General features: G+C 47.2%; 22 protein-coding genes. 14 read left to right on the top strand and 8 right to left on the bottom strand.

What is annotated here, in order from left to right:
- Window positions 1-8: 8 nt before the first annotated feature.
- From NDI33_RS01790 to NDI33_RS01780, 3 genes are all read right to left on the bottom strand, one after another.
- On the bottom strand, window positions 9-659 hold the full coding sequence (locus tag NDI33_RS01790) for a sigma-70 family RNA polymerase sigma factor (protein WP_190426806.1): 651 nt from the start codon (window positions 657-659) through the stop codon (window positions 9-11).
- A 335-nt stretch (window positions 660-994) separates the two neighbouring features.
- A complete protein-coding gene (locus NDI33_RS01785; RefSeq protein WP_190434979.1) occupies window positions 995-1,183 on the bottom strand; it encodes a hypothetical protein in 189 nt (62 codons plus the stop codon).
- A complete protein-coding gene (locus NDI33_RS01780; RefSeq protein WP_190529744.1) occupies window positions 1,183-1,332 on the bottom strand; it encodes a hypothetical protein in 150 nt (49 codons plus the stop codon). The genes NDI33_RS01785 and NDI33_RS01780 overlap by 1 nt, the downstream gene beginning before the upstream one ends.
- 43 nt (window positions 1,333-1,375) lie before the next feature.
- On the opposite strand from NDI33_RS01780, the gene NDI33_RS01775 reads away from it, so the two are divergent.
- The 12 genes from NDI33_RS01775 (at window position 1,376) to NDI33_RS01720 (ending at window position 18,479) form a co-directional block, all read left to right on the top strand.
- A complete protein-coding gene (locus tag NDI33_RS01775) occupies window positions 1,376-2,077 on the top strand; it encodes a calcium-binding protein (RefSeq protein ID WP_190411048.1) in 702 nt (233 codons plus the stop codon).
- Window positions 2,078-2,514: 437 nt separating this feature from the next.
- Window positions 2,515-3,264, top strand: a complete 750-nt coding sequence (locus tag NDI33_RS01770) for a calcium-binding protein (RefSeq protein ID WP_190678428.1) — start codon at window positions 2,515-2,517, stop codon at window positions 3,262-3,264.
- A 335-nt stretch (window positions 3,265-3,599) separates the two neighbouring features.
- Window positions 3,600-3,839 (top strand): hypothetical protein, encoded by a 240-nt coding sequence (locus tag NDI33_RS01765; RefSeq protein WP_190426808.1) that lies wholly within the window; start codon window positions 3,600-3,602, stop codon window positions 3,837-3,839.
- A 677-nt stretch (window positions 3,840-4,516) separates the two neighbouring features.
- Window positions 4,517-5,560 carry a calcium-binding protein gene (locus tag NDI33_RS01760; RefSeq protein ID WP_190678427.1) on the top strand — a complete coding sequence of 348 codons (1,044 nt, stop codon included), beginning with the start codon at window positions 4,517-4,519 and terminating at the stop codon, window positions 5,558-5,560.
- A 9-nt stretch (window positions 5,561-5,569) separates the two neighbouring features.
- Window positions 5,570-8,395: an S-layer family protein gene (locus tag NDI33_RS01755; RefSeq protein WP_190678425.1), complete on the top strand. Its 2,826-nt coding sequence runs from the start codon at window positions 5,570-5,572 to the stop codon at window positions 8,393-8,395.
- A 142-nt stretch (window positions 8,396-8,537) separates the two neighbouring features.
- A complete protein-coding gene (locus NDI33_RS01750) occupies window positions 8,538-9,323 on the top strand; it encodes a peptidylprolyl isomerase (protein WP_190678424.1) in 786 nt (261 codons plus the stop codon).
- 284 nt (window positions 9,324-9,607) lie between these two features.
- A complete protein-coding gene (locus NDI33_RS01745) occupies window positions 9,608-12,577 on the top strand; it encodes a peptidase domain-containing ABC transporter (RefSeq protein ID WP_190678423.1) in 2,970 nt (989 codons plus the stop codon).
- 192 nt (window positions 12,578-12,769) lie between these two features.
- The gene (locus NDI33_RS01740; protein WP_190678422.1) at window positions 12,770-14,326 is read left to right on the top strand and encodes an HlyD family efflux transporter periplasmic adaptor subunit; all 1,557 of its coding nucleotides are present in this window, start codon (window positions 12,770-12,772) and stop codon (window positions 14,324-14,326) included.
- A 124-nt stretch (window positions 14,327-14,450) separates the two neighbouring features.
- Window positions 14,451-15,119: a glutathione S-transferase family protein gene (locus NDI33_RS01735; RefSeq protein WP_190678421.1), complete on the top strand. Its 669-nt coding sequence runs from the start codon at window positions 14,451-14,453 to the stop codon at window positions 15,117-15,119.
- A 215-nt stretch (window positions 15,120-15,334) separates the two neighbouring features.
- A complete protein-coding gene (map, locus tag NDI33_RS01730; protein WP_190678420.1) occupies window positions 15,335-16,162 on the top strand; it encodes a type I methionyl aminopeptidase in 828 nt (275 codons plus the stop codon).
- Between the two features lie 178 nt (window positions 16,163-16,340).
- Window positions 16,341-16,985: a Uma2 family endonuclease gene (locus tag NDI33_RS01725; protein ID WP_190678419.1), complete on the top strand. Its 645-nt coding sequence runs from the start codon at window positions 16,341-16,343 to the stop codon at window positions 16,983-16,985.
- Window positions 16,986-17,075: 90 nt separating this feature from the next.
- On the top strand, window positions 17,076-18,479 hold the full coding sequence (locus NDI33_RS01720; protein WP_190678418.1) for an amidase: 1,404 nt from the start codon (window positions 17,076-17,078) through the stop codon (window positions 18,477-18,479).
- Window positions 18,480-18,597: 118 nt separating this feature from the next.
- On the opposite strand, the gene NDI33_RS01715 is transcribed toward NDI33_RS01720, so the two are convergent.
- The 3 genes from NDI33_RS01715 to NDI33_RS01705 form a co-directional block, all read right to left on the bottom strand.
- Entirely contained in the window at window positions 18,598-19,350 is a 753-nt protein-coding gene (locus NDI33_RS01715) for an SDR family oxidoreductase (RefSeq protein ID WP_190678416.1), read from the bottom strand.
- A 112-nt stretch (window positions 19,351-19,462) separates the two neighbouring features.
- Window positions 19,463-20,074 (bottom strand): DsbA family oxidoreductase, encoded by a 612-nt coding sequence (locus tag NDI33_RS01710; RefSeq protein ID WP_190678415.1) that lies wholly within the window; start codon window positions 20,072-20,074, stop codon window positions 19,463-19,465.
- 424 nt (window positions 20,075-20,498) lie between these two features.
- On the bottom strand, window positions 20,499-21,590 hold the full coding sequence (locus NDI33_RS01705) for an EndoU domain-containing protein (RefSeq protein ID WP_242033255.1): 1,092 nt from the start codon (window positions 21,588-21,590) through the stop codon (window positions 20,499-20,501).
- Window positions 21,591-21,845: 255 nt separating this feature from the next.
- Between NDI33_RS01705 and NDI33_RS01700 the strand changes: the two genes are divergently transcribed.
- On the top strand, window positions 21,846-23,654 hold the full coding sequence (locus NDI33_RS01700) for a tetratricopeptide repeat protein (protein WP_190678413.1): 1,809 nt from the start codon (window positions 21,846-21,848) through the stop codon (window positions 23,652-23,654).
- A 73-nt stretch (window positions 23,655-23,727) separates the two neighbouring features.
- Here NDI33_RS01700 and crtW read toward each other — a convergent pair whose 3' ends face one another.
- Both crtW and NDI33_RS01690 read right to left on the bottom strand, forming a co-directional pair.
- Window positions 23,728-24,501: a beta-carotene ketolase CrtW gene (crtW, locus tag NDI33_RS01695; protein WP_190678411.1), complete on the bottom strand. Its 774-nt coding sequence runs from the start codon at window positions 24,499-24,501 to the stop codon at window positions 23,728-23,730.
- Window positions 24,502-24,904: 403 nt separating this feature from the next.
- A complete protein-coding gene (locus tag NDI33_RS01690) occupies window positions 24,905-25,111 on the bottom strand; it encodes a chlorophyll a/b-binding protein (protein WP_190410163.1) in 207 nt (68 codons plus the stop codon).
- Between the two features lie 266 nt (window positions 25,112-25,377).
- Here NDI33_RS01690 and NDI33_RS01685 point away from each other — a divergent pair, with 266 nt between their 5' ends.
- Window positions 25,378-26,199 carry an SDR family oxidoreductase gene (locus tag NDI33_RS01685; RefSeq protein ID WP_190430800.1) on the top strand — a complete coding sequence of 274 codons (822 nt, stop codon included), beginning with the start codon at window positions 25,378-25,380 and terminating at the stop codon, window positions 26,197-26,199.
- The last annotated feature ends 54 nt before the right edge of the window (window positions 26,200-26,253 follow it).

Here is a 26,253-nt window from a genome sequence, read left to right as displayed (position 1 = left end):
TTCTTTATTTATAGATATCCCTCCGATTCACCAAATTTACGCAAGCGAGGGATACATTGGCGCTGATAAAAACTGCTCAATGTGGAAATGGGGAGGTTAAATTCCGCTGAAAGCTCTTTCCAACCAGCTTCTGGGGGTAAGCGTCGCAAGATTAACGCTTGAGCATTCACTTCGGGACGACCGGCAATGTGCGTGCGGCGCAACTCACCTTGAGAATCGGCTTCCACCCACTTTATGATGTCGTCCAACAAGGGGGGAACATCCGGAGTGGCTTCCAGACTATCCACCGGGTCAGTCGTTTCACCGATATCGCCCGACTTTGACCTTTTGGCTTGACCTGTAACGGTTCTCGATTCTTGTTTTTTACCGTCAATATAGAAATCTTGAAGCCGCCGTTTCAGGTAGGTATTCAGCCAGGTGATGACACTGCTGCGATTCGGGTCATAAGCTTCGCCGGTATTCCCTTCACAGATGTTTTGACAGAAATACACCCAGGTCTGTTGCAGTGCATCTTCATAGTAAGGCGTATATTCTTTCCAAAGCTTGTGTGCGATTAAGCGGATCACCCTAGTTAAGTTTTTCTGGCGCTGGGCACTTCCATGCGGGTGCATACAGGCTTCTTTCACCAGATAGCGAAGCTTTGACTCTAGTCCATCCATAATTTGCGATCGCCCCTTCGGTTGATACAGCGCCAATTTTGTCTGGAAGCGTATCTATTTAAGATAACTTTCCCCTTGATGTCTACTCCATACAGTTAGAGATTACGGATTCTCGATGGCTGATGAGTGAGGATTCCGGCAGGTGGCAAGGAAGAACTAGGCGCGTAATTATGCGTTCTTCAAGGATAGCGATCGCTCTGGTTGAAAGTAAATAGCCCAACTGTCGCACGATTCAGTGACACTCATTTGAGCGATCCAAGATATGTTTCAACGTCAAAAGCAATTGTTAACGCCGCTTTGAACAACATTTATCTACAGTGCCAAAGCTGAAAAGCCTATGTAGGAAGGGTTTTCATTTCCTCTCTCCCCACTGAGCTGAGGCACAACCACCCATATTTGCCAATTTTATGTAAACGTTTGTAACGACCTGCATAATTGGCTCTACTCAGGCTGACAAGTGCATAGAGGTCAACGAAATGCAACGGGGAGATTAACAACCCAACTTCTGGTTTCCCACGCATCATCACCAGCCTCCAGTCAACAGAGCAACGAGCGATGTCCGAAAGCTCTCTAGAAGTGCAACGGCGAACAATAACACTTCTTGAACATACAAACCTTTCGGACATCCGCCGCCACCAATCAACCGATTCAAGCGATTGATTGATTCCAACACACCAAACAACACCAATTCTCATCCTTACTAAAGAGCAAAGATTATGGCGATTATCAACGGCACCATTTACAACGACACACTCAACGGCACCGCTTACAATGATTCCATTTACGCCAAAGACGGGAACGATACAGTTTATGGCGGAAGTGGCAATGACTACATTGATGGCTGGTATGGCAACGACAACCTCTATGGTCAAGATGGCAATGACACCATCCTCGGTTACTACGGCGATGACTACATCAATGGCGGCTACGGCAACGACAGTCTCTATGGCGAAGTAGGCAACGACCACATGGATGGCTGGTATGGGGATGACTACCTATCCGGTGGTGCAGGCAACGACACGATGCTGGGCTACTATGGCAACGACAGCCTGTATGGCGGCACTGGCAGTGACAAACTCTATGGCGAAGCCGGTAAGGACTACCTGAATGGTTATGGCGGCACGGTTGGTGAATACGATACCTTGAGTGGTGGCAGCGAAGGTGACACCTTCGTTCTGGGTACCGCTAGTAGTGTCTCTTACCTGGGTGGTGGCTACGCAACCATCACTGACTTCAAGTGGAATGAGGGCGACAAGATTCAGGTCAAGGGCAGCTACACTGACTACACCCTGAGTAAGAGCTATGACTTCGGAGGCACCACGGCGCTGGATACAGCAATCTATAAGGGCAATGACTTGATTGCGGTGGTTCAGGATACGACCAATGTTTACGCTTCTGCTGACTTTGTCAGCGTCTAGGTTGACACATCGGGATAACTTGACTCGATAACTTCACCTCCCCTCAGAGACATGAATCTCTGGGGGGCTTTTTTCTTTTCTGTTTACGCGATCGCTACCCTTACTTGAACTGTATGGTTGCACAATTTCATGTAAACGTTTGTAACAACTTGCATAACTAGCGCTACTCAGGCTGACAAGTGCATAGAGGTCAACAAAATGCACCAGGGAAAAAACAAAGTAAATTCTGGTTTTCCCAGCAGCATCAACCGCCTCCAGTCGATAGAGCAACCAGCGAGATTCAAAAGCTCTCTAGAAGTGCAACGGCGAACAATAACATTTCCTGAGAATACAAACCTTTTGGACATCACTGACCACCAATCAACCGATTCAAGCGATTGATTGATTCCAACACCCCGACCAACACCAATCCTAAGCAATCCTAAAGAGCAAAGATTATGGCGATTATTAACGGCACCGCTTACAACGACAACAACACCTACAACGGCCCCGGCTATCCTTTCAACTATCACGGTCAGATCATCGGCACTGCCTACGACGATTCTATCTATGCTGGAGCCGGTGACGATATTGTGAAAGCTGGCGCAGGCAATGACTACGTAGATGGTTGGACTGGCAACGACAGCCTCTATGGTGAAGATGGTAATGACACTATCCTCGGCTATGACGGCGATGACTACATCAATGGCGGCTACGGCAACGACAGCCTCTATGGTGAAGCAGGCAACGACCACATGGATGGCTGGTATGGGGATGACTACCTATCCGGTGGTGCGGGCAACGACACGATGCTGGGCTACTATGGCAACGACAGCCTGTATGGCGGCACTGGCAGTGACAAACTCTATGGCGAAGCCGGTAAGGATTCCCTGAATGGTTATGGCGGCACGGTTGGTGAATACGATACCTTGAGTGGTGGCAGCGAGGGTGACACCTTCGTGCTAGGTACCGCTTACGGTGGCGTCTCTTACCTGGGTGGTGGCTACGCAACCATCACTGACTTCAAGTGGAATGAGGGCGACAAGATTCAGGTCAAGGGCAGCTACACTGACTACACCCTGAGTAAGAGCTATGACTTCGGAGGCACCACGGCGCTGGATACGGCAATCTATAAGGGCAATGACTTGATTGCGGTGGTTCAGGATACGACCAATGTTTACGCTTCTGCTGACTTTGTCAGCGTTTAGGTTGACACATCGGGATAACTTGACTCGATAACTTCACCTCCCCTCAGAGACATGATTCTCTGAGGGGCTTTTTTTTCTGCTGAGGCAATGACTACCCCTAACTGAACAATATGAAAGGGACATCAAATGACCCTAAAGAGGGCGGGATTGCACAGGTAAAGTGCCCAAATATATTGCTGTACCTGCCGATTAGCAGAATAATTGTAAACGTTTGTAAAGCTTTGCAAAACTACTGCACTTGTATCTGACAAGTCTATAGCGGTTCCTTTAGAACCCAATCTCATTGAGACCGCAACCAGGGTACAAACCTCGATCGTCCCGGAAGGTATAAACCAATGAAGGCGCAGTGGAAAAGAGTATTCGTTAAAACAACTGTTTGGCTAGTTACTGAGATTATTCTGAACCTCTTGGGACTCGATAACCTAGCTGATTACAACGAATTTATTCTTGAGCAAAAGAAAATGATGGCAATGAACCATTTATTTGCGCCAACTCTCACTAATAAACTTTGCCTCTATTGGCTTGATTGTGACTCTGCGTTCCAGATGCCACTGGGCTTAGCACCTAAATTCTAAGGAACCTAAAGACAATAGAAGTTAAGAATATTAGGCAATTCTACATTTTGAGAATAAATTTTGGGTTAACGAGTGCCATTGATTTATAGAAATTATACTACCAATCTAAAGGTAGAGCAGTTGGTCAATTGCAGGCAAAATTCAGTTGTAAAAATAAGCTAAGAAGGTATCAACAGCTAAAATAAATGCTTTATATTATTAGTAATTAGGGTAGATTAATTTTAAAGGATTTTGAGCTGTTCTGCTTTCGCTTTCTAATGCTTTGCATCGTCTAAGGGCTGGCGCGTCCTTGACGGTTCGTTAAAAAATATCGGACCAATCAAATCGGGTTGCTATAGGAAGGAATTGGTAATTTCCCGCGATTGACTGCACTTTACTCAATGTTTTGTTTTTTTGGAGACAGGGTAGCTTTGGCTTGATGCCTAAATTTTAGTTTTACGAGAGAGTAGCCGTTCCTCTAATTTATCCATGTTAAGGAAAGGCTGAAATGATGGCACGAATAAACCCGTTTTATTAAGGTTTCCTCAAGCTGCTACGATAAAAATCACTTCCCTGAGTTTTTGAGGCGATCGCGTTTCTTTTCTTTACAGCAATCTTCAAAATTTTTTGCTTTCGGCAAACATCTGCTCTGAATCAAAACTTACTTTCATATCTACCTGTTCTGGAGGGATGAAGTTATGGAATTTGAAGATGCGATCGTTGACGAGCAAGAAGGGACAGGGATTCCTATATTTCTAGCTACCGAAGGCAGCGGTGACTACGATCTTCCAGGAGGACAAGGTAACTTCAACGAGTGGGAACAGAACTTTGACGAACCCTGGTTTGCTAAGGCTGATGTCAAGTTTGTGGACGGGCAAGCGTCTATCCCCCTGCAAATTTTTAACGATAATGTCGTTGATGGAAATGACACTCTAGTATGGACCATTAAGGACTCAGCTCCTTTTGGGTTTACGCAGGAGACCTATACATTCAAGGAAAACGATGCCAACAATCCGAACAACGGCGTTGTTCCAATTCAGTTAAGCCTCAACTCGAATATTAAAACTGCCGTGATTACCATCGAAGATGCTAACAGTATTGTTACTCCCATCTTCGGTAATGCCGCCAACAACTCTCTATATGGCGATCAGGGGGATGACGTTGTTTATGCGAAAGCCGGGAAAGACTACGTCAATGGCTGGAACGGCAACGATAGCTTTTACGGTGAAGCCGGGAAGGACACGCTACTGGGTGGTTTTGGCAACGACTATCTGAATGGGGGCTACGGTAAAGACAAGCTGTACGGCGAAGCGGGAAATGATATTTTAGATGGTTTAAATGGGAATGACAGCCTTTATGGGGATGCTGGCGATGACCTTCTGATGGGCTGGTCTGGTAACGATTGGCTATCTGGCGGCGACGGGAATGATGTCCTCAAGGGTCAGGTTGGCAAGGACACTCTCGGCGGCGGTTTTGGCAATGACAGGCTGACGGGTGGTGAGGGGGCGGATAAATTTGTCTTTAATTCTCCGGGGGAGGGAATTGATAACATCCTGGACTTCAATTCCCTAGAGGGGGATAAGATTCAGATTTCTGCTAGTGGTTTCGGCATTGGGAAAGGTCAATCCGATAAGTTCAGCTACGACAGCAGCACAGGTGCTTTGTTCTTTGAGCAGACACAGTTGGCGTCTGTGCAAATCGATTCGGGTTTTGTCCTTACCTCAGACATGATTATTGTTTAAAGATCGTGCGTGCAAAATGGCACGCTATTCTGGGAAGCGATCGCCTTTTTCATCCTGACAGACGTCTGGATACGTTTTTACTCAGGTAAATGGTTGAATCCGACCCAGTTACGGGGTTTGTGTATGAAACTGCGTTCTCTGTCATTTTGGCTTTTTGGCAGTCTTTCCGGGTTCTGTCTGATGACAACCAGCCCCATGCAGGCGCAAATTGTCGAGGATTCAACCCTACCCCAGCCTTCCATCGTTACTCAAAGTGGGAACACCAGAATAATTACCGGAGGTACGCAAGCTACCTCCAACTTGTTCCACAGCTTTGAGGAATTTTCGATTCCGACTAACGGCAGTGCTTACTTTAACAATGCTGCCAATATTCAAAACATCATCAGCCGCGTCACGGGTTCCTCAGAGTCTAAGATTGACGGCTTGATTCGAGCCAACGGAACCGCCAATCTATTTCTAATCAACCCCAACGGGATTACTTTTGGCTCGAATGCGGCGCTGAAGATTGGCGGATCTTTTTTGGCGAGTACGGCGACTAGCCTCAACTTAGCTGATGGAACTTCGTTCAGCGCCACGAATCCCCAAACGACACCGCTGCTGACAGTCAGCGTCCCAATTGGTTTGCAATTTGGAAAACCAGCCGCCAGCATTCAAGTGCAGGGGGCGAAACTGCAAGTGCCGTCTGGGAAAACCTTGGGGCTAGTGGGTGGTAACTTGACGCTCGTGGGAGGAAGATTACAGGCGGCGGGGGGACGGATTGAATTAGGCAGCGTGGCTGGAGCATTCACACCCGCTTCCCCCGTCCAAGTTAACCTCACCCCAACTGCCCAAGGCTATGCGCTGGGGTATCCGAATATCCAGAACTTCCAAGACATCCAGTTTCAGCAAACGACGGTAACGACCAGCGGCAATGGGGGAGGCGATATCCACGCCCAAGGTAGGCGGATCGCGCTTACAGAGGGTTCTCAGATGCTGGCGAATACCTTGGGTTCAGCACCCGGAGGGACTTTAGCGGTCACTGGCTCGGAGTTGGTGGAAATTAGTGGCAGTTCGCCTAGTGGCGATCGCAGTGGTTTATTTGCCAGGGTTAATTCAAAAACAGCCACCGGATCTGGGGGAAATCTGACCGTTGAAACCGGAAAATTCATTGTCCGGGATGGGGCGCAAGTCTCCACTTCTACTTTCGGTCAAGGGCAGGGCGGGAATTTAACGGTGCGGGCGACCGATTCGGTAGAAGTCAGTGGCAGATCGAGCGATCGCGAAATTGGGAGTGGATTGCGGGCTACAGTCCAAGGGGGAGCGACAGGGGATGGGGGAAATCTAACCGTTGAAACTGGACAATTGATTGTCCGAGATGGAGCCGAAGTAACAACTTCTACTTTTGGGCAAGGGAAAGCCGGAGATTTGACCGTAAAAGCGACCCAAGTGCAAGCGATGGGTTATGGTTTCGACGAAAACAATACGCTCAGGCAAAGCAGTTTGCGTGCCCAAGTAGAACAAAACGCCACCGGAACTGGAGGAAATTTAACTATAGAGAGCGATCGCTTGAGCGTTCAAAATGGGGCACAAGTTGCAGTGACGACGCTTAGCAAGTTTAGCCAAGCCAAGGCAGGCACTTTGACCGTTCGAGCTTCAGACGTTGAACTGGCGGGGGTTGCGGTTTCCGCAGACGGTCAATTGCTGACAAATCAGCTCGGTTTGCCTTTTCCGAGCGGCTTATTTTCCGGCAGCGGTATCGGTTCCCAGGCAGATGGAGGAGCCTTAAGCGTTGAGACTGAACGATTGCTCGTCCGCGATGGAGCCGTCATCCAGACTTCTACTTTAGGTGCAGGGGATGCAGGAAATTTAACCGTTCAAGCTTCCGAGTTTGTGGAATTAGCGGGTACTGCTAAAGGCAGTCAGTTTCCCAGTAGCCTGCTCGCTGTTTCTGGCGGAATTCCTGGATTTCCAGGGGTTTTTGACGCCACAGGTCGCGGGGGAAGTCTGAGGGTTAATACTGGAAAGTTGACGATCCGGGATGGGGCAGCTGTAGCCGCAAGTAGTTTTAATCCAGCGAACGATGCCAAAGGTGCTGGCAACCTTGAGCTGACTGCTCAAAGCCTGAGTTTAGATAACCAGGCAACGATTACGGCGGCAACTGCATCCGGCAATGGGGGAAATATGGTGCTAGTGCAGGATTTGTTGCTGCTGCGCCACAACAGTAAAATCTCAAGTACCGCAGGCATTGCAGGTGCGGGTGGCAATGGCGGCAACATCACGATTAATAGCTCATTCATCGTCGCCGTCCCTGGGGAAAATAGCGACATTACTGCCAATGCTTTTACTGGCAATGGGGGGAGTATCCAAATTACGACTCAAGGCATCTTTGGAATTCAGTTTCGGGAAGACGAAACTCTCTTGAGCGACATCACCGCCAGTTCTGAGTTTGGCGTGGACGGTGTGGTGGAAATCAATACGCCGGATGTTGACCCCAGTCGCGGTGTAGTCGCTTTACCGACCGACTTAGTGGATGCCTCTGGACTGATTGCATCCAGTTGTGGAGCCACGGTCGGGCAACAAAAAAGTGAATTGGTCGTTACCGGACGCGGTGGAATTCCACCCAATCCCGGCGAAACCCTCAGCAGCCACCTCGTTTGGAGTGATTTGCGCCTGATAACTCAGCAAGCCGGAAATCTTCCGAATCCTGCGGTTGTTCCCAGCCGTCCGGCTACCGGGGAGAGTTCCAGGCAGTTGATGGAAGCCCAAGGATGGGTGAGGAATAACTTTGGCGAGGTCATTCTCACCGCGCGATCGCCCACAGGGGTGCCTCACGCCACTTCCTGCGCTGGCTCCTAGAGAGGCGTACAAGTAAAGTTTTGTAACATATTGCATAATTCCTGATTTTTCGGCTGATACATCCTTAGAGATTTGCAGATTTTGTCAGAGCAATCGCGCTCAAAATATCAGTCGCAAACCAGAAATTCAAAGGGACTCAGGTATGACTACAGCTTTACAAATCGGTAATCGCACCCTCACAGCTGAGGAAATCATTCCCCTACTGGCTAGCTACCAAATGTTTCCTCAATTGCTGCGTGAGAGCATTATTGATAGCGCGATCGCTTCTTTTAACTGTACGCCTGAAGAAATTGCTCATGCCTGCGGGAATTTCTACCAGCAAAATCAACTGACTTCTGAAGCCGAACAGCAAGCTTGGCTAGAGCGCTACAGGATGAGCCAAGAGCATTTAGAAGCCTTGACAACCCGGAAGTTAAGAATTGAAAAATTTAAACAAGCGACTTGGGGTAACAAACTAGAATCTTATTTTCTCAAGCGCAAAGGTCAATTGGATCAAGCCATTTATTCGTTGATTCGGACGAAAGATCCAGGCATTGCCCAAGAACTTTATTTCCGCCTTTCCGAACAAGAGCAATCTTTTAGCGAACTGGCGGCTGAGTATTCCCAAGGGCCTGAAGCACAAACGGGTGGAACTATCGGCCCGGTAGAGATTGGGACTCTCCACCCACATCTGGCGAGACTGCTATCGGTTAGTCAAAAGAATCAACTTTGGTCGCCCAGACCTTTAGGTGAATGGATGGTCATTGTGCGCCTAGAAAAGTTAGTTCCCGCCCAATTAAATGAATTCATGCGTCAACGATTGCTGCGAGAACTTTTTGAAACGTGGGTGCAAGAGCAAATCGGGAACCTACCCGAAGCAGATAAAATTTGGCTGGGGGCTGCAACAAATCGTAAAGTTGAACCAAGCGGTCAACTGGCAGCGGCGTAAACGAGCGATCGCTAAGTAGAGCATCGCTCTATTTAGGTGTTAAAAACAACTTCAAGAATACGCATTTTTCTTGCATTGAACTATTCTGATAAACTACAGAAGAGTGGTGCTAAACCTGTCAAAATGATTCAAACGGATCTGAGGCATCACTTATTAAAATATTCTGTTTTTTTCAGCAAAAGCATCGGTTTTAATTGTAATAGATTGTAAATATTTGAATAAGGAGGGTGGCTTTCTTTCCCATCAAGTAGCAGCTTGGATGGAGAGCGTAGCCGCAAAACGGGATGACCCATACGGCAATTAGTATCAAAGAAATTCTCGCTGGTATATCTCCGTTTAATCAACTGCCATCGGTTGTCTTAGAAAGAGTTGCAACAAAATTTCAATTTTTGCGCTACCGCATGGGACAGGCAATGTTTGTGCGAGAAACAATGCCAGCGCAAATTGCCATCATCTATCAAGGGCAAGCCCGCCTTTTAGGTTATGACCCCCGGAGCCAAGCACCTGTCACCCTGAAATTATTAGAACCCGGAGAAATTCTCGGATGGGTTAGCTTAATTCGGGGAACAGCTTGCGAGACAGCGATCGCTTCGACAGAAACCATTTGTTTAATCCTCCCAGACGCCGATTTTTTAGCTTTATTAAACCAGGAACGCTCATTTGCGGCTGCTTTTGAAAACCGTTGTTCTTTGATTGAAGTCTTCGATCTGATTGGGGAAGAATTGGCGCGTCAAGCTGATGGGACAACCAATCTCAAGGAACTCACTTTAAAAGCGGTTTCAGACGCAACGATTCTCAACTTACCCCCCGGAAAAACTCCCCTCAGCAAGATAGATCCTAACTGGGTATGGCTGGTGAGTGGCGGAACCGCCGCTGATTTCCCCGTAGGGAGCCGCTTAATACCGAGTACACCCGGAAATTTACACGTAGAAGGCGCGAGAGGGGTTCGTTTATTGGGCTTGCAGAAGTCAATCCTGTTTCCCTCGGAATCGAAAGACGCGATCGCATTGGCATCGGCGTCTCTTGCCCCTACAACTGACTGGGAAGCGATTCCCTACGCGCCGGAACAACCTCCATCTGGTGAAACGGCGACGACTTATAAACACGAGAAACACCCCTACATCTACGGGAGAGGTCGTCTGGATGCAACAATAGCTTGCTTCCAAATGCTGTCTCAGCACTTGGGGATACCTTTCCGACGGGATGTCATCAAGAGAGTCTTAGTCAATCACCTCAAGCACACCGAGAACTTATCTCTGCAATTTTGCGGTGCGGTGGCTGAGTTAACGGGGTTAAATACGCAATTAATTAAAGTGCCTGCGGCTGCGGTGTGTCGCTTGCAAGCTCCCGCCATGATTAGCTGGCAAGATAGTTTTGCGATTCTTTACAAAATTAGCGATCGCGAGTTAGTGCTGGCGGTGCCAGAAGTTGGCATCTTACGCAAAAAACCCGCCCAATTTATGGAAGCGTGGGGGCCAGAAGGGGAAGTTCTGCTGCTCCGACCCACAAAAGAAGCTTCTAAAGAGCGGTTTAGCCTGCGTTGGTTTTTACCTTCTATCTATCGCTACCGCAAGGTTTTAATAGAAGTTTTAATTGCTTCCATTTTTGTACAAATCTTTGGTTTAGTAAATCCTCTGATGACTCAGGTGATTATTGACAAAGTTCTTGTACAAAACAGTATTGATACTTTATCTGTTTTAGGCATTTTCTTAGTCGTAGTCGCTGCCGTCGAATCTGTTTTGACCAGTTTACGCACGCATTTATTTGTTGATACCACTAACCGGATGGACTTGGCTTTAGGCTCAGAGGTCATCAGTCACCTTTTACGCCTGCCTTTGTCCTATTTTGAACGGCGACCTGTCGGGGAACTTGCTACTCGCGTTCATGAACTCGAAAATATTCGCTCCTTCTTAACTGGAACTGCGTTAACTGTAGTGTTAGATGCCATCTTTTCAGTCATCTACATTGCGGTGATGTTAATTTACAGTGGAGTGCTAACGCTAGTCGCCTTAGCGACAGTGCCATTGTTTGCTTTGCTAACACTTGGAGTGTCACCGATCATTCGGCAGCAGTCGCGGGTGAAAGCCGAGCGTAACGCCGAAACTCAATCTTATTTAGTGGAAGTTCTGTCAGGAATCCAAACAGTTAAAGCGCAAAATTTGGAACTGCGATCGCGCTGGCAATGGCAAGAGCGTTATGGTCGTTATATCAGTGCTGGATTTAAGACAGTTTCTACCTCTACTACTGCCAGTTCAATTAGCAGTTTTCTGAATAAACTCTCCAGTTTATTAGTGTTATGGGCTGGAGCTTATTTAGTCTTAAAAGGAGAATTAACATTAGGACAATTAATTGCTTTCCGCATCCTTTCCGGTTATGTAACCAGTCCGTTATTGCGATTAGTACAACTGTGGCAAAACTTTCAAGAAACCGCTTTATCTCTTGAGCGACTGGGCGATGTTCTCGACGCCAATCTCGAAGCAGATGAAACCGATCGCCACAACATTCTCATGCCAGCCATTCAAGGAAGCGTGAAGTTTGAAAATGTTTCTTTCAGCTTCAATCCTAGCGGCGCTCTTCAGCTAAGTAATATTAATCTGGACTTTCCAGCAGGGCTATTTATCGGCATCGTAGGACAAAGTGGATCGGGTAAAAGTACCCTGACAAAACTTTTACCCAGACTCTATGAGCCAAGATCGGGGCGGATTATCATTGATGACTACGATATTAGTAAGGTAGAACTTTATTCCCTGCGGCGTCAGATTGGAATGGTGCTTCAAGATACTCTCTTGTTTGATGGGACAGTGCAGGAAAATATTGCGCTGACGAATCCAGATGCGAGCGATGAGGAAATCATTGAAGCCGCCAAGGTAGCTTTTGCCCACGACTTTATCATGGCTTTGCCGAACGGCTACAACACTCGCGTCGGAGAACGGGGTTCTGCCTTATCGGGAGGACAAAGACAGCGAATTGCGATCGCGCGTACCGTTTTACAAAATCCTCAGTTACTGATTTTAGACGAAGCGACCAGCGCTTTGGACTACAACGCCGAGCGACAAGTCTGTTTAAATCTAGCCTCGACATTCCGCGATCGCACTGTATTTTTTATTACCCATCGTTTAACTACAATTAGAAATGCCAGTCTGATTTTGATGATGGATCAAGGTGCAGTCGTTGAACAGGGCACTCATGATGAATTAATGGCTCTCCGAGGTCGCTACTACTGTCTGTATCAACAACAAGAAGCGCAACTATAGAAATCTGAATGGGAATTGCTAATGGTTAATGGCTAATTGCTAATGGGTAGCTAATCACTCTCCCTTTCCCACTCTCACCCTCTATTATTCAGTCCGCAAACACAGCACCGCTTCGCTAACACTCTTCAGTCCTCAACTCTCAGTCCTCAGTCCTTAACCCTTAGTCCTCAGTCCTCAAAACTATTGTCAGCTATGCTTCAACAAAATGGAAAACAATCTAACCAGCATCTATCTTTAGTACCCAACACAGTTCCAACTCCTAATCCTAATCAGGAAGTAACACCACCCGCCTCTACCTCAAACAACTTCGATCAAGCTGTTATTCTTCAACAATCCCCGACTTGGTCTCGTGCGATTGTTTGGGGAATCATGGGAATGACAACTTTTGTGATAGTTTGGGCTTCTGTATTCCAAATTGAAGAAGCCATTCCTGCGACTGGCAAACTGGAACCTCAAGGTGCTGTTAAGGAAGTTCAAGCTCCAATAGCAGGGGTAGTGAAAGCAATTTACGTCAAGGATGGGCAACGAGTAAAAAAAGGGGATAAACTGCTGAGTTTAGACTCGCAAACGGCTCAGGCTCAGTTGACTTCCCTAAATAAAATTCAGACAGCATTAAAGCAAGAAAATCAGTTTTATCGTTCGCAAATAAAAGGCGCAGATTTCCCCGCAGCGATAGATGGAGAGACGGCTCAACTAAAACTGCCATTAGAGTTAGTCTCTCTGACTAAAGTGCGATCCTCTTTAGCGTCAGAAAATCAACTGTATCGCGCTCAACTAAGAGGTTCTTCTAAAGGAACAAGTCTTAGCTTAGATCAACAGCAGCGTTTTCAATCGAGTATAGCAGAACTCAATTCTCGCGTTGCGACTGCTAGGTTGGAAGCTGAGCAATTGGAAAAGCAGCTAAGTCAAACTCAGGTAGAGATAGCGAGTTCTAAAGACCTATTAGAGGTGAATCAGGGGATTCTCGACGATATAGAACCAATCATGAAGCAAGGAGCAGTTTCCCGCGTGCAATACCTGAAGCAGAAGCAGGATGTACGCACTCGCAAAGCTGAGGTGGATCAACTGACTCAGGAACAGAAGCGGTTACAGCTAGCGATCGCGCAAGCGAATGAAAAGCTGCAAAATACCATCGCTTTGACTAAACAAGATTTGCAAACCAAAATTGCTGAGAATGAAAAACGTTTGGCAGAAATTGACGATCAGCTAAACAAGGCAATTGTAGAAAACAACAAGCGCCTTGCAGAAATTGACAGCCAAATGAGTCAAGCGGAACAAAATTTAAAATATCAAGAAATTAAAGCTCCGGTAGATGGAACCATCTTTGAGCTAAAACCTCATGGGCCAGGTTTTGTTACTAATTCTACCGAACCCGTTTTAAAAATCGTTCCAAGTGACAGCCTAGTTGCTAAAGTTTTTATCACAAATAAAGATATCGGCTTTGTGAAAGAAGGAATGGAAGCAGATATTAGAATTGATTCTTTTCCATTCCGAGAATTTGGCGATACGAAAGGTCGTTTAACCTGGATTGGATCGGATGCTCTACCACCCGAACAAATTCGCCCTTATTATACGTTTCCTGCCAAAGTTAGCTTAAATAATCAGTCTCTTTTAATTAAAGGTCGAGAAGTCCCGCTGCAATCAGGGATGTCGGTAAGTGTCAACCTGAAGGTACGTAAACGCACAATCATGAGCATTTTCACTGATTTATTTATGGATAAAGTTGAAGGCTTAAAGACGGTTCGCTAGTGTTTCTTAGCAGAAAGATGGAATAGGGAGAGGGAAGTCGGCGATAAAGTTGCAGACGCGATCGCGCTCGTTGCCAGACCAGGGAGTGAGTATCCTAGGAAATAAGTTCTGGAGAGGTATCCTCATGCTGAAGCTTTATCACACCCCCCTTTCCGCCAACTCAAGGCGCGTATGGGTGGCGCTACTGGAGAAAGAAATTCCCTTTGAGCTGGTATCGCTGAATATGGATGGCGATCAATTTCAACCAGAATTTCTAGCGATGAATCCCTTCCACCACATTCCAGTTTTAGTGGATGATGGCTTTAACGTCATAGAATCCTTAGCCATCCTTGACTATCTAGAGGCAAAATATCCCACTCCTGCCTTGCTTCCTACGGATGTCAAGGCGCTAGCAACCGTGCGGATGGTAGAAATGGTGACTGTCAACGAACTGTTACCTGCCATAAACCCATTCGCGAATCAAATGATGGGCTTGGATGCAGACGCACAGCAGTTGGAGCAGTCAAAGCAGAAGATTCTGACAGTATTGAACTTTTTTGAGAGTTTACTGGGCGACGATCGATACTTTGCGGGTAGCCCTAGTCTCACCCTCGCCGAGATTGTCGCCGGAACGATGGTGCCGTTATTGCCTATGCTAGGCGTATCGCTGGATAACCATCCCAAACTGAGTGCCTGGTGTGAGAACTTGACGCAGCGTCCTGCATGGCAAAAAACCCAGCCCACTCAGGAGGCAATTGAAGCCTTTAAGCCTCGATTCAAGGAGTTGATGGCAGCGCGGCAGAACCAGTCTTAATACCAGTTGGTAGCTGTAACCGTGAACCGATTTAGATGCGAGAACAACCGTGGAGCCTCCCGCCCTAGGAATGGTTTCAACAAAGTTAACTTAAGATAATAAATACCTGACAAATTAACAGGGAGAGTCCTTCCTCAGTCGTCAATCACCCCAGAAGCAGGCGGGAGGAGCGATCGCTTTACCCTGTTGACATCCCACCACTCGCCATCTGTCAAATGAACATCCTGAACAATCTGCTTTTCCAACCCGCTCAACCTCCCCGCGAGAAAAAACAACGTCGTGGCGTTGAAATTAAGTCACAGCGTGAAATTGAAATCATGCGACAGGCGGCGAAGATTGTGGCAACCGTGCTGAAAGAAATTCAAGAGATGGTGCAGCCTGGTATGACAACGGCGGATTTAGACGCTTATGCCGAAAAGCGCATCCGCGAAATGGGGGCAACACCCAGTTTTAAGGGATATCACGGCTTCCCCGCTTCCATTTGCTCCAGCATCAACAACGAAGTCGTACATGGCATTCCCAACGCCAAAAAAGTCATTCGGACTGGCGATGTCTTGAAAGTTGATACAGGTGCTTATTTCCAGGGCTATCACGGTGATTCCTGCATTACCATCGCCGTGGGTGAGGTGACACCAGAAGCGGCTAAGTTAATCCGCGTGGCAGAAGAAGCACTCTTCAAAGGAATTGAACAAGTTAAAGCTGGAGCCTACTTGCTCGACCTTGCAGGTGCCATTCAAGACCATGTGCTAAGCAATGGTTTTAGTATTGTGGAAGACTTCACCGGACACGGTGTTGGGCGGAATTTGCACGAAGAACCGTCTGTTTTTAATTTCCGTACCCGTGAAATGCCAAATGTCAAGCTTCGGGCTGGAATGACTTTGGCAATTGAGCCGATTTTAAATGCTGGTTCAAAGTTTACCCGCATCTTATCCGACAAGTGGACGGCAGTGACGGTGGATAATGCCCTGTCAGCTCAGTTTGAGCATACCGTGCTGGTGACGGAAGATGGATATGAGATTTTGACCGACCGCTCGAAAGTTTAACGCATCGTTACATTGATTGACCCGCAGTATAAAATGCTGGGACTATACAAACAAAGCTCGCCTATGCGGGCTTTGTTTATTTTTATAGAATAAGTTGATAAAGCGATCGCATCTTGATACAAATTCTATTCTCATCTCTAAAATTCGAAATTTAAAATAGCTATGAGCAGGTGGCAATATGTACCAAACAGCACAAGAATTAGAAGCACAAATGCCAGATGCTACAAAACTTTTGAGCGATGAACCAGAAATGGAAAGTTCTTTGCACTACAAGCAACTAGCTTTATTGGTGAGTTGCTTAGAATGGCTTTGGCGCGATCGCAATGATTTTTTTATTGGCGCTAATCTGACAGTTTATTTTAGTCGGCAGCAATTGCGAAATCGAGACTTTAGAGGACCAGACTTTTTCCTGGTGAAAAACACAGAAAAAAAAGAGCGACCATCTTGGGTAGTGTGGGAGGAAGAAGGCAAATATCCCGATTTAATTATCGAATTACTGTCCAATACGACTGCTAGCATTGACCGAAATCTCAAAAAAGAGTTGTATCAAAACCGCTTTCGCACGCCAGAATACTTTTGGTTCGATCCCGAAAGTTTAGAGTTAGCAGGTTTCCGGTTGGTAGGAGAACAATATCAAGCGATCGCGCCCAACCCTCAAGGCTGGCTGTGGAGTGAGGTTCTAGATTTGTATTTGGGTATAGAAGCCGGAAAATTGCGCTACTTTATCCCAGAAGGTTCTCTAGTTCTTACCCCAGAAGAGGCAGCAGAACGACTAGCAGAACAACTGCGATCGCTTGGTGTCGAGCCGGATACTTTAGGTTAGAGCGATCGCGTGAAACAATGGCAAGCTAGGATTTTATTGCCTAGACGCGCTTAGGCGTTCAAGATCAAGTAGCGATCGCCCAAAGTCCCCATGAATCAAACTGATTTAGCTTTTACCCCAGCGATAGAACAGGCGCGGCTCATCCGCAGCAAACAAGTATCACCGCTAGAGTTGGTGGAACTTTACCTGGAACGCATTCAGAGACTGGATTCCCAACTGGGGAGTTATTTTACCGTCATGGCAGATATGGCGCTTGCCGATGCCCAGGCGAAGACGGAAGCATTGGCAGGCAACACAGAAGAATTTCCGCCCTTTTTTGGGGTACCCATTTCGATTAAAGACCTCAACCCCGTTGCTGGTGTTCGCTGTACCTACGGAACAGCGGCGCTGATGGACAAAATTGCCGCTTATGATGATGCGGTGGTGACGCGGATTAAGCTGGCGGGGTTTACGATTCTCGGTAAGACGGCGACTTCTGAACTGGGTTCTTTCCCTTATACAGAACCTCCGGCGTTTCCACCCGCCCGGAATCCGTGGAATCTCGACTATACACCAGGGGGATCGAGTGGGGGCGCTGCGGCGGCTACGGCGGCGGGGTTGTGCGCGATCGCTCAAGGTTCTGATGGCGGCGGTTCGGTGCGCGGTCCCGCCGCTTGTTGTGGTTTAGTCGGCATTAAACCCTCCAGGGGTCGGGTGTCTTATGCACCTGTGGGCGATCATCTAAATGGCATTGCAACCAATGGCTGCTTGGCGCGTAACGTTGCCGATGCTGCCGCCCTTCTGGATGTCATGTCTGGTTATGTCGCGGGCGATCCCTACTGGTTGCCCGACCCAGGAACGACTTTTCTTGCCGCAACTGCCCAAAAATTGGGGTCTTTGCGGATTGCTTTTTCTACAACAATTCCCCCGATAGGCGAAGCCGATTCGGCATCTGGGCAAGCCGTCCAAAAAACTGTGCAATTGCTAGAAGAAATGGGTCATACCGTTGAACCCGGTTGTCCAGATTTTACCGATTTAATCAAACCTTTTTCCAAAGTTTGGCAAGCTGGTGTAGCGGCGACGGGGATTCCCGGCGACTACCTGGAACCGATGAATCGCTGGATGTTAGAGCAATCCGGTTCTGCGGGTGAATATCTGCAAGCGGTTACTCAGATGCAAATTATGGCACGGCGCATTGTTGCCTTTTTTGACAACTATGACGTTTTGGTAGTGCCAACTTATATGCATCAGCCAATTCGGATTGGCGAGTGGGCGCACCTGAATCCGGAGGAAAGATTGCAGAAAATCATTCAGTGGATCGCTCCGTGTCCCCCATTCAATGCCACCGGACAGCCTGCAATCTCACTTCCGACTGGTTTTGACGCCAACGGGTTGCCAATCGGCGTGCAGTTAGTGGGACGCCCCGCTGACGAAACCACGTTGATTGCCCTCGCGGCACAACTAGAAGCTGCAAAACTTTGGAGCGATCGCCGTCCTGACTTTGCCGCGCAATAAAATCGATATCTGTATCTGTGTCTCGTTCCCTATCTCAGATAGGGAACGAGTGCGAAGGTTCCTTGACCAATGACCTCGACCTGGCGCTGCTCTACGCCGATCCTTTCGGTTAAATTCGTTAGAGTTCCTGAATCCGCGGACGAATCAACAACTCACCAATATTGACGTGTTCAGGTTGGCTCACCACGTAAAGAATCGCGTTGGCAATGTCTTCCGCTTGCAGAATATCCGCACCCGGAGCATAAAAACCGCCTTGTCCGGTCACAGCTTTTTTGGTTGCCTCGTGCTTGATCGAATCGGTAAGTTCAGTCGCCACCGCCCCTGGTTCAATGTCTGTCACCCGCACGCCATATTCAATTGCCTCTTGGCGCAAACTATCGGAGATGGCGCGCACCGCAAATTTGGTTCCGCAATAGACAGCCCCCCCTTTAAAAGCAAAGCGTCCAGCCACCGATCCCAGATTCACAATATGACCGTGCTTGCGCTTAGCCATGCCGGGAAGGACAGCATGAATGGTGTAGAGGAGTCCCTTCAGGTTCACATCAATCATCCGCTCCCACTCATCCACACGCCCTTCCAGCATCGGTGCCAGAGGCATTAAACCAGCGTTATTGATCAGGATGTCCACGCCACCCATTGTTTCCAGTTCCTCCCCAAGCTGTGCCACAGCTTCCCGATTCGTTACGTCCAACGGTTTGATCATCGCCTGACCGCCTGCACGTTCAATTTCCTGGGAAAGCTGTTCGAGTTGCTCTGTGCGGCGTGCCGACAAAACGACTTTCGCTCCGTTCTGAGCCAATATTTTGGCGGTCGCTGCGCCGATGCCGCTACTAGCACCCGTAATCCAAGCTCGTCCTGAAAGGATTGCCATATTTTATCTCCTGTAATGACTAGAGTTGTACTTTACCCATCCCGATGGGGATGAATTTGTCGGTTAGGGAATTCACGCCAATGGTTAGAAAAATGGGCAGTTTAGGCGATCGCTATTTTTGACTAAGATTGCCCTCCAATGCCTGATCAATGGCTCGTTCCAAGCTTTCTTGACTTAACAAACCCGGCAAAATGCGATCGCCAATCATAAATGTCGGGACTGAGGTAATACCGACTTCTTTGCGAGTCTGTTCTAATGCCTGCTGATGAGCTGTTTTATACCTTCGAGTTTCCAAGGATTCTCTAAACTCTTTTTCATCCAGCCCAATTTCTCCCGCTAACTGCGTCAAAATCTCGATATTGCCAATATCCCGATCTTCTTGAAAAAACGCTCGGAGAAGACGGTCATTGTATTCGTTAGCTTTACCATGTTCTCTAGCGTACTGATAACCCTCGAACGCTAGATGTGTATGTGGTTGTGGCGAGATAGTTGGTAGCTTGATCTCAACACCCATTTTTCTTGCTAGCGGATAGACTGACTGCTTCCACACCGTTTGAAGATAATCGTCTTCCGGTTTCAGCGTCGCCTGTGGTGATGGTCGAAGCTCAAAGGGTAGCCACTCAACTTCAACGTCCTTTCCCTGAATGGCTGCTTCTAGGGGGAATTCGGCTAGAAAACAGTATGGACAAACGTAGTCAGAAAAAACTTTGATTTTAAGAGTCATGGCAAATTTCTCTTAACAAACGGTGGCGCAGTGCGATTAACTGCCAATCTTGCTGGTTCAAGCGCTAAAAGAGCGATCGCGTCTTTACTTCCGAGGTACTGGACAAGCATCAATAATTGCTAGGTGCTAGCTGGCAGCGAACCGAACCAGGGTTAGCCATGTCTGCGCCTTCAACTCAAGCCCAAGCAATCCATTCGTTTTTCCAATCTTCAATGATGTCTGCATCCCATTCAATATCCCCCTCAAATCCTACTGGCGCTATTTCCGCCCACCTTCCATCTGAGGTATCAGTTGCAGAATATTGATACTCCCCCTATCCTCTCAATTTATAGAAGGATTTAGGGGGAGCAAAACGGGACAAATAGGTTCTAGAAGACGTGTGTGTATACGCTATGAGCAACGGGGCGGGGATGAAGTTATTCAATTAACTTTTGCACGCTTTTCCCCCAGGAGTCGCATCAGGATAAAAAGTAACGATTGCATCTCGACTCTTGACAAAAACCGCCTTATAAGATTTTTTCGTTTCATCATCCTGCACTGTTAAAATGCAAGCTCCCTGAGCATTTCCCTGCGCTTTCAATGCTTTTGTCGCATCTAATAACATTTCTTTGGCATCGCTGACGAGAGCGTATCCTTTGATATTATCTTTCCAAGTTTGACCATCCTTTTTGATGAATACTCCCAGAGTATAAACTAGCCCTGGAACCACCTCTTCTTTGTTCAAATTATTCGCAAGTCGTCCGCCAATTCCTTGTTCTTGCAGTTCTCGATATCTGCCAAAAAAGTGTAGCCCGCCAATCTTCGTTGCCCCTTCGAGTTCACCACAAAAGATATGTTCAAAGCCGCCTCTTGCAGACCAAGCAGCCGTTAAATCGTCGAGAAATTCTGCTTCTGTACTGCGGACGGCACGCAGTTCCCCACCCACCGCTTGTTGAATTTCACGCAGTACATCTCGATTTTCTGACATCAATTGTTTGAAAGCACTTGCTGGAACTTTGCTGCCAATCGACCCGCAGGTTCTCAACACTGCTTGGTCAAAAGCATTGAGTTGGGGTAATGGCGGTGTGATGTCTGCTTTTTGCCCGCGTGGAAAGCCATGAAGCTCTGGAGTATTAACACTATCAAAAAAGGGTAGTACCGATGTCGATGCCTGCGTTACCGTGCCGGAGTTCGGTTCAGACATCGCATCTGTTGTGGGGGAAAAATTACCACAATCAGCACTAACCCAGCGACGTTCTGGCTTAGCACCAGGGACTGCAAGCTGAATAAACTTTCGCTTTGGAGAATTGAAGCCAATTGCTTGATAACGCTGACCGTTTGAGACTTGGATATTACCCGGATTTATCCCGTTAATTGCTCGTGGTGCTACACAAGTGCGTGTAGCGGTGAAAGTTCCAGAGGGCGGGACTTGAGCGTAAGCAGCATCGATTGATAGTAGCGGAATGATTCCGAGCAAGAAAATGGCAATTTTGAGCATTGGGCTTGCGCCTAAACTAATAAAAAAATTACGTTGCATAATTGTTAAGGCAAGAATCCGTAGGATTACGTTAATAGATGAGGGCGTTGACAGAGTATATTTAAGCGTTTTTTATAAAAATCCGGACATTTATTGCCAGCTCCCGAAAGGATAAGATAATCATACTTTTCTAATTTTTTTAAACCTGGTAAGAGTTTATTTTACTTTACAGATAAAGTGTTAAATATTAATTTTGAAAAGGGAATAAATGGTCGCGCTTATGCTATTCTTGAAGTCTAAAATTAAGCTCTCGCTATGGCAGACTACGGCAATTTAAAGAAGGCGATCGCATTGCTAGGGCAATCCCGCAGAGAGAAAAAGGCGAACCAAAGATTTTTTACTTTTAGTTTATTTCTGTTAAGTTTTTATTATGTAAGTGTTAGTTTTTACTGCTCCAAGATACTGGCGCAGCCAGCGCCGCAGCCACCCCTAGAGTTGAAGGACATTGATTACTGGGGGAGTTTGTGTGACTTATTGGGGGACGAGAAGAAATATGCAGAAGCCGTCGCCGCTTGCGACCAAGCGATCGCCCTCGATCCCAAAAAGCCGAAAATCTGGACTGACCGAGTGGATGGGCTGCTAGGACAAGCAAAATACACCGAAGCCCTGGTTTCTGCTGATAAGGCTATCCGCCTCAAACCCGACTATTCCCTAGCTTTGGCGGCTCGGTGCATTGCCCTCGCCAACTTAGGCAAATATGAAGACGCGATCGCGTCTTGTGACAAAGCACTCAGAGGCGATGGAAATTGGGAGAACAATACGCCGCTGATCGCTTGGTATAACAAAGGCTTAGCGCAAAGGAAGTTGGGACAGAACGCCGAAGCGATCGCTTCTTTTGACCAAGCCTTAGAAATTAAATCAGATTATTCCTTAGCTTTAGCGGATCGATGCGCTGCACTGTCTGCGTCTGGGCAATATTCACAAGCGATCGCGGCTTGCGATTTGGCGCTGAAAAGTGATGCTGATTGGGGCGCTGGGACTCCAGCCATCGCCTGGTACAACCGAGGTGTGGCGCTCAAAAAATTAAGTCAGTACCAAGAAGCGATCGCTTCTTACGATCAAGCTTTGGCGCTGAATCCCACAGACGCCACCGCTTGGACTGAACATGGCGTTTTGCTGTCACTGGTGGGTAAGTACGCCCAAGCACTCCCCTCTCAGGAAATGGCGGTGAAATTGAGTCCCACGTACTCTGTAGCGCTGGCGAACCAGTGCGCGACGCTAAACAAAGTCAGCAAGTACGAAGACGCCGCCGCCGCCTGCGATAAAGCATTGCAAGGAGATGGAAGATGGGGTGAGGCGAGTCCATCATTAGCCTGGGATCAGCGGGGAAATGCTTTAGCTGGACAAGGCAAGTACGAAGAAGCATTAGCCTCTCACGATCGCGCCATCGGTCTTAACCCTGATTACCCGGAAGCTTGGAACAACCGCAGCGTTACCCTGTGGTTTTTGGGAAGATACTCCGAAGCCATCGTTTCGAGCGATCGCGCCACCAGCCTTAATCCTAACTATGCCCAAGCTTGGTTCAACAAAGGCAGGATACTTAGGACAGTAAAAGATTATCCCAAAGCACTCGCCGCTTACGATCAAGCGATTAAAAGTAGCGATCCGAACTTCAATCAATCGCTGCTTGCCGATATCTGGGCGAACCGAACGGTGGTGCTATGGCATTTGGGAAGAAACCCCGAAGCCCTCGCCTCAAGCGATCGCGCGATTAGCCTCAATCCTGAATTATCACAAGCTTGGTACAACCGAGGCGTCGTGTTAGTCGCTTTAGAACGGTATGAAGAAGCGATCGCCGCTTACGCCCAGGCGATTCGCATTACGCCCAATGATGCGAATAGTCTTGCCGGTCGAGGGGTTGCCCTCTTGTTGTTAGATCGGTTAGAAGAAGCGATCGCTGTCTTTGATGAAGTGTTGAAACTCGATCCAAAAAACACTTTAGCGTTGGAAAACAAAACCCTAGCAACGCAAAAATTAGAAGAAAAGAAGTTGGAAGAACAAAAATTGGAAGAGAAAAAGAAAAATAGTCTCCCACCACCTAAAAAATTACCGATTAAGAAGTAATAAAAAAGGGGCGTATCTAATACGCCCCTTCTATCTATTTACAATGGCAATTGGCAGTACAAACGGTGATTTGTCAACTAGAGGTCTGATTCATTCTGTAAGCTTCTGGTAGCTGCCACCAAGGAAGATGAGGATGTTCGTGATGTTCCTCGTGGTAGCCAAAATGATAACAGGTGATAAATGACCAGAAAACTGGCAGAGCATTGGTTTTGGCGCGATGAGGATCTGTATAACCCTCTTGTGGCTCTCGATGAGGCAGGAAAGTACCGAAAAAGAATAACTGTACCGAACTTAAAATTGAAGGAATCACCCAAAATAAAGTCAAATTCAATTCGGGGATCGGCAGGGTGAAAGCAATCAGGTTATAGAAAGCCATTAAAGCAAACAAGCGTTTCCAGCTCCAATAACCTTTCATAAAGTGAAAGTACCAGGCAAAAAAGTTTTTATGCTGACTGTTATGAAAATCCGGATCGAATTCGCTTGCTGGGTGCTGGTGGTGTACCCCATGCTTTTTCAATAACTCGTCAAAAGAAAAGAATCCATACAACAATAATACCAATGAACCTATCAAGTTATTAATCTTACGGTTTTCAGGAAATACCACTCCATGCATTGCATCATGGGCGGTAATGAATAATCCTGTATACAGAAACATTTGCCAAACGATCGCGGGGATTCTCCACACTGTAGGAATTTGCGACCAGTCAAGAGACATCAAGAAAACCAGACTGCTTGCCCAGATGCCAATAATAGTAAAAGCAATTACAAGTCCAATAATTGGATTTTCACTTCTTTGTATTCGCGGAAGTTTCGCTTGTTGCAGAGGTGCGTGTTCGAGCTGAATCATGCTTGTATAAATTTGTAGCTTTCCTTTCGAGCAAAAATTTAGGAGCTAATAGCGAAGCGATCGCTACCTTATCCTGAAGAACCTGCGATCGCGCTTGGTTTACAACGATACTCATCCTTCAAAAATCGGTTGAGTGCAAGTCCCTCTGGGAAGAAAACCTGTTGATGCTCGGTAGTTTGGATGAGATAGCGCTTCCTTTTTGTTAAATACTGTAAAAATAATATAACTATTGTAAAGGATAGCTGGTACTGCGATCCGAACCAGAGACGTTTAACCGCCGCCTCTGACTGCACCTCAGTCGCAAGCTCATCGAGTGCTTGACCGTCCGGCTCGCAGATGAAGTTTTTATCTACAACTGCCAGCCAGACGAGTCTTGCAAGTCAATCATTAGCGGGTACAGACATTAGCGGGTATAGGAAACCAGGTGCAGCACGTCCCGAACGACGCTGTAGCCTGCGAAATCCCAAAGTAGGTAAGCTAAAAAGCCGATCATCGCCAAGCGTCCGTTCCATAGCTCAGCTTGAGGATTCCAGCCAAACAGAAAGGCATTACGGTCTTTGCCATTGTAGGCGCTAGCAACAGGTGGTAAATCAGTAGGGCGAGTCTGCATCGTTTACATTCCTTAACAAATTGATTACGCATACATCCTAACTACCCCATTAATCTCTGCTCTCTGTCTATAGTCCCAAACTGCATTTAATTCTCAAGGAAGATGTAAGGGGTTTTAGAGAAAGTAATTTATATCACAAAGTTCATCGGATTTATGTGAGCAGAACTACAGCAGTTTTTATTAAAAACTCTGACGAAAGCTAGAGGATTTCCCAGTTTTTGTTGAACAAACTTAGAGAGCAAAGCACTATTATTTGAAATAACCGTATGGCTTCCACAGTACTAATTACAGGTGCTTCTCAAGGCATCGGCAAAGCAACTGCTCTCTTGTTTGCCCAGAAAGGATATGACTTAGTAATGGCGGCGCGTCAGGCTGACCGCTTGGAAGCGGCAGCACAGGAAGTGCGATCGCTCGGTCGAAAAGCCCTAGCTGTTCCCACCGATGTGAGAGACCCAGAACAGGTGAAAAGCCTGGTTGAGAAGGCGCTGGAAGAATATGGCGCTATCGATGTGCTGATCAATAATGCAGGTCGTTATATATCCGGGCCAGCAGACTCGTTTTCCCTAGACGATTGGCACCAGACGATAGACCTCAACCTGTGGGGATATATTCATACGATTCACGCCCTATTACCTCATTTTCTAGAGCGAAAACAGGGCACGATTGTTAATCTGAGTTCTATCGGCGGCAAAGTCCCCGTTCCTTATCTTGTGCCTTATAATACCAGCAAGTTTGCGGTAACTGGATTGACCGAAGCGCTGCACTCAGAACTCGCACCCAAAGGCATTCATGTTTGTGGGATTTACCCGAATCTAATCAAGAGTAGTTTGATGGAACGGGCAATCTTTGGAGGTAAGAATGTAGAAGATGCCCAAGCGCGTCGAGATCAGCTCGATCTGGTGCTGAGTACCCCAGTGGTGGAGAAGCCGGAGGATGTGGCAAAGGCAATTTGGGAGGCGGTGAAGCATCAGCGGGCTGAGGTGTTGGTCGGTTCCGCCAATCTATCGAAAGCCTCTTACAATATGTTTCCCGGCTTTATGCAGTGGGTGTTTCGGAAAACCTTCCAGCTCAAAGATAAGGAAGCATAGCCATATCGCCCCTCATTCAGCAATCTGGGAAGAACCCCTCCCCGCAAAGGCGCT

Origin of the sequence: Trichocoleus sp. DQ-A1, assembly GCF_039961955.1 — a bacterium.
Taxonomy (GTDB): domain Bacteria; phylum Cyanobacteriota; class Cyanobacteriia; order Cyanobacteriales; family FACHB-T130; genus FACHB-T130.
The sequence above is the reverse complement of the archived record's forward strand: the minus strand, read 5'-3'. Positions and strand labels throughout refer to the sequence as shown.